The 4952-nt window shown below is 37.2% G+C and carries 6 protein-coding genes; 3 read left to right on the forward strand and 3 right to left on the reverse strand.

Annotated elements, in window-relative coordinates:
• Together CRV04_RS12710 and trxA are read right to left on the reverse strand one after the other, a co-directional pair.
• Positions 1–126: FAD-binding protein (locus tag CRV04_RS12710; protein ID WP_164969123.1), on the reverse strand; the 126-nt coding region annotated here is incomplete at its 3' end.
• 226 nt (positions 127–352) lie between these two features.
• Positions 353–670, reverse strand: a complete 318-nt coding sequence (gene trxA, locus CRV04_RS12715) for a thioredoxin (RefSeq protein WP_128997237.1) — start codon at positions 668–670, stop codon at positions 353–355.
• A gap of 128 nt (positions 671–798) precedes the next feature.
• On the opposite strand from trxA, the gene alaS reads away from it, so the two are divergent.
• From alaS to CRV04_RS12730, 3 genes are read left to right on the forward strand one after another with little or no spacing between them, the layout of a single operon-like run.
• Positions 799–3354 (forward strand): alanine--tRNA ligase, encoded by a 2556-nt coding sequence (alaS, locus tag CRV04_RS12720; RefSeq protein WP_128997238.1) that lies wholly within the window; start codon positions 799–801, stop codon positions 3352–3354.
• On the forward strand, positions 3351–3842 hold the full coding sequence (locus tag CRV04_RS12725) for a hypothetical protein (protein WP_128997239.1): 492 nt from the start codon (positions 3351–3353) through the stop codon (positions 3840–3842). Before alaS ends, CRV04_RS12725 begins: the two co-directional genes overlap by 4 nt.
• Positions 3843–3847: 5 nt before the next feature.
• Positions 3848–4156, forward strand: a complete 309-nt coding sequence (locus CRV04_RS12730) for a hypothetical protein (protein ID WP_128997240.1) — start codon at positions 3848–3850, stop codon at positions 4154–4156.
• A 142-nt stretch (positions 4157–4298) separates the two neighbouring features.
• Here CRV04_RS12730 and CRV04_RS12735 read toward each other — a convergent pair.
• On the reverse strand, positions 4299–4952 hold a 654-nt coding region (locus tag CRV04_RS12735; RefSeq protein WP_128997241.1), incomplete at its 5' end, for a flagellin.

Consider the following 4952-nt stretch of genomic DNA (forward strand, 5'->3'; position numbering starts at 1 on the left):
GCCTGTGATTTGTCCACCTGGCATCCCCATTTCAAACATGGTTACACTCTTTAATCCACCTCGTGTCGCGTACAAACCTGCTGTTAATCCAGCTGGCCCTCCCCCTATTATCGCTAAGTCTAACATCCGTTTTCCTTTGTTTCAATAATGTTTATGCTCTCTAAACATCTCAGTTTCATTTTCTATTAATCGTTCATATTTATAAAGGCATAATATTACTCAAATTTTATTAAGTGCAAGATTAATTAAAATAAGTTAACTTTATATGTTAAGTTTAAATTCACTTGAAAAAATTACAGAGGGGTCGTAAGGTGGGGAGGTGGTATAAACCAGAGAAATTCTCTGATTTATTTTAAAGCAGTGAGTTGATTTTATCCGCTAAAGCTTGTTTAGAAGAAGCACCAATCATCGTATCAACCACCTCACCATCTTTCATGAAAATGATAGTTGGAATTGAACGAATACCATGTTTTACAGCTAAATCTTGTTCTTCATCGGTATTCACTTTACAAATATTTGCTTTTCCTTCAAACTCTTGGGCTAACTCTTCAATTACTGGCGCAATCATTCTACAAGGCCCACACCAAGGTGCCCAGAAGTCAACTAGAGAAATACCATTTGATGTCACTGACTCAAAATTTGCAGGTGTTAAATCTACATATTTACCCATTCGATTTCCTTTTATTTTAAATAATGATAAATTATACAATCCTAAACTTAAAGCATCATATTTACTAATCTTGTATAAAAGTTTTTTTCGATACAATCGTAAAAAATTAACACATAATGGAATTTCAGATGGATATTAGAAAAGAGTTTTTAGAGTTTTTTCAAAGCAAAGGGCACGATATTTATGACAGTATGTCATTGGTCCCTGATGATCCAACTCTACTGTTTACCAATGCGGGAATGGTACAATTTAAAGATGTATTTACAGGCGCCGTACCAAAGCCCCACAATCCAAAAGCAACCAGTTGTCAACTATGTGTACGTGCAGGTGGGAAACACAACGACTTAGAAAATGTAGGTTACACCGCTCGTCACCACACTCTGTTTGAGATGTTAGGAAACTTCTCGTTTGGTGATTATTTTAAAGAGGATGCGATTGCTCATGCGTGGGAATTTGTAACACAAAACCTTGCCTTACCCGTTGAAAAACTGTGGGTAACGATTCATGACAGTGATGATGAAGCGTATGAACTGTGGAAACAACACATTGACTCTGGGCGAATCATGCGGTTTGGAGATAAAGACAACTTCTGGTCAATGGGAGATACAGGTGCATGTGGACCGTGCAGTGAAATTTTTTATGACCAAGGGGAAGAGCACTTCAATGGACCTGAAGATAAAATGGGTGGTGAAGGGGATCGATTCTTAGAGATTTGGAACCTTGTATTCATGCAATACGATCGAGACGCACAAGGAAACTTAAACCCACTACCAAAACCATCTATTGATACGGGTATGGGATTAGAGCGTGTGATTGCGATTAAAGAAGGAAAGTTTAATAACTTCGATTCATCAATGTTTGCCCCGCTTATTAAAAAAGTAGAAGAGCTTGCTGGTAAAAAAACAACATCTGAAACCATTGGAAGCTACCGTGTTATTGCTGACCATTTACGAGCTGTGAGCTTTATGATTTCTCATGGAATCTTATTTGATAAAGAGGGACGGGGATATGTTCTAAGAAGAATCTTACGACGTGCCGTTCGACATGGATACCTTTTAGGATTTAGAAAACCATTTATGGCTAAATTGGTTGACCAACTTGTTTCAATGATGGGTGGTCATTATACAGAGTTAGCTGAAAAAGCGGAATACATCAAAGAGCAAATCACACTAGAAGAAGACCGATTCTTTAAAACGATTGATTCAGGGATGAGCCTGTTTAATGAAGAGTTAAAAAATACAAAAACCATCTTCAGTGGTGAAGTGGCATTTAAACTCTATGATACTTTTGGATTCCCATTGGACTTAACTCAAGACATGTTACGGAACTTGAATTTAGATGTGGACATTGACACCTTTGATGCCTTGATGAGTAAGCAAAAAAGTAAAGCCAAAGCAGCATGGAAAGGAAGCGGTGATGCAGCTGCATCGGGTGACTTTAATCAACTGCTTGAAAAATATGGGAAAAATGAATTTGTGGGATATGAAAACACTTCATTTAAAACAAAAATTGTGGCGTTATTGGATGAAGAGTTCAATGAAGTATCTCAACTTGCACAAGGAACTACCGGATGGGTGATGCTTGAGCAATCGCCATTTTATGCACAATCTGGTGGGCAAGCAGGAGATATTGGAATCATTGAAGATAACAGCCATATCGCCGAAGTCTTAGATACACAAAAATTCTTTGATTTAAATCTTTCAAAAGTCAAAGTAGAACACAACACATTAGATAAAGATGAAGAGGTTGTGGGTGTGGTTGTTAACCGATACGAGATTGCAAAACACCACAGTGCTACACACCTTTTACAAAGTGCCCTTAAAATGGTTTTAGGTGACACGGTTTCACAAGCAGGATCCCTCAATGATGCTTCACGATTACGATTTGATTTTACCTATCCAAAAGCAATGAGCCCTGAACAAATCAACGAAGTTGAAGATTTGGTCAACTCTATGATTTCAAGAGGTCTGTCTGGAAATGTAGAAGAGTTACCCATTGATGAAGCGAAACAAAAAGGTGCCATTGCCATGTTTGGTGAAAAATATGGTGATACTGTACGAGTTGTAAGTTTCAATGATGTTTCAGTGGAATTTTGTGGTGGAACACACGTTAAAAACAGTGCAGATATTGGAAGCTTCTTTATTACAAAAGAGTCAGGAGTGAGTGCAGGAGTGAGAAGAATTGAAGCAGTATGTGGTCTGAGTGCTATTAACTATGCAAAAGGAAACATTCAACTTCTTAATCAAGTACAAAATGAAGTTAAAAACAGTGACCCTATTTTAGGTATTACCAAACTTAAAGAGCAAATCAAAGAGCTTAAAAAAGAGTTACAAGAGGCTCAAAATGCTGTTTCTACTCCTATTTCAGAAGAGCTTATTGATGGCGTAAAAGTCGTTGTAGATGTTGTTCAAACTGGGGATATTAAAAAAATCGTTGATGATTTAAAAAATGGCAACGAGAAAGTTGCTGCACTGTTACTTCAAGCAAAAGGCGATAAAGTTTTAATGGTTGCTGGAAGTAAAAACAGTAATATTAAAGCAGGTGACTGGATTAAAAATATTGCACCCATCGTTGGTGGTGGCGGTGGTGGTCGTCCAGATTTTGCCCAAGCAGGTGGGAAAGATGTCACTAAAATAGAAGAGGCAAAAACTGCTGCGCTTCAATATGCAAAGGAGAATATTTGAAAGAATTAAGCACGTACTTATTCAGTCACTACGCTTCATTCATCATATTTCTACACGTTTTAAGTGCCATTATTTGGTTGGGAGGAATGATTGCCATTCGATTGGCTGTGCATTACTCCGTCCAAGGTATCGAAGATGCTCCTATAAAATTACGAACAACACTTTTTAACCTCAAATACTTTTTTAAACTCGTGATTCCTTCTATTGTACTTTTATTGGTAACTGCACTGATTATGGTTTTAGCTGTTGATTTTAAAGTCTTGAACTTAGCCTCTGCAGTCTATTTAAAAGAGGGAATTTGGACAATGATGACATTGGTGTTTATACTCATTTACATCAAACATGTCAATGCTTTTAAAGCTTTTAACAAAGAAGATTATAAAAGTGCAAAAGCATTCCTTCTGACTATAGCAAACTACCTTATACCTATCAACATTCTATTTGGTTTAGGAGCACTGTTTTTAGGTATTACTTTACGAGGATTTTAACCATTATGTCTTTGACTAAACAGACATTAAAACAACTGCGAATGCTTAAAGATTTAACAGAAGATGATATGGAAGTCATCAGTGAAGAGTTTGGAAGCGTATTGGTTGAAACGAAACTTTGGCAAAAGTATAAAACCCTTAACAAATCGTATGAAAAATATCAAGACGATCAAGGGTGGGCCAATGCACTTTTTCACTACTTTGATTATGACAGAGATGATTGGGAGAACTGGGAAGAGTGGATTAATTTGGTCTATGAAAAAGAGAAAGCTCTCTACGTACAAAACCATCCAAACGACAATATAGAAATATAAAAAAGCCCAAGGTGGATAACCCTTGGGCTTCATAAAAGAAAATAAAGTGCTTGAACTAGATTATTTCGTTATTGAAGTAATCTAAGAACGTTTTCACAGAAACATTCTACGCAAATAAATTTGCTCAGACTAGATTACTTCGTTATTGAAGTAATCTAAGAACGTTTTGTTGTGCAGCGTTAGATTGTGCAATTGCATAAGCACCCGCTTGCGAGATAATGTTTTGTTTGTTGAAGTTAGCAGATTCTTCCGCGTAATCAACGTCTCGAATAATTGCTTCAGCCGCTTTTACATTTGTTGCTTGAGTCATTAAGTTTCGTACTGCTGACTCTACTTGGTTTTGTACAGAACCCACTGCACTTCGGTATTGGTTCAGTGTTGTAATTGCATCATCAATTCCTGATTGTGCTGATGACGCTTGTGCTGCGGTGATATTTCCAGCTCCAGTAAGAGCCGTTAAACCAGTCAATGATAAGCCTGTAGTATTGGCTTGAATAGCCGTTGTACTGATTGCATTATTGGTTGAATCTTCACCCACTTGGAATGTCATGGCCGTTGCAGTACCTGTACCTGCTGTATCTGAAATCAATTGCGTACCATTATAATTGGTTGATTTTGCAATATTATCAAGTTGTGTTAATAATTTATCAATATCTGCTGCAATCGCCGTTCTACCCGCACTAGACGTAGTAGCCGTATTGGCTTGGATTAATTTGGCTTTAACGGTATCAAGAATGTTTGATTGTTCCGCCATTGATTTATCTGCAATTTGTAATAAAGCAATCGCAGAGTTACC

The sequence above is a fragment of the Candidatus Marinarcus aquaticus genome (assembly GCF_004116335.1).
Taxonomy (GTDB): Bacteria; Campylobacterota; Campylobacteria; order Campylobacterales; family Arcobacteraceae; genus Marinarcus; species Marinarcus aquaticus.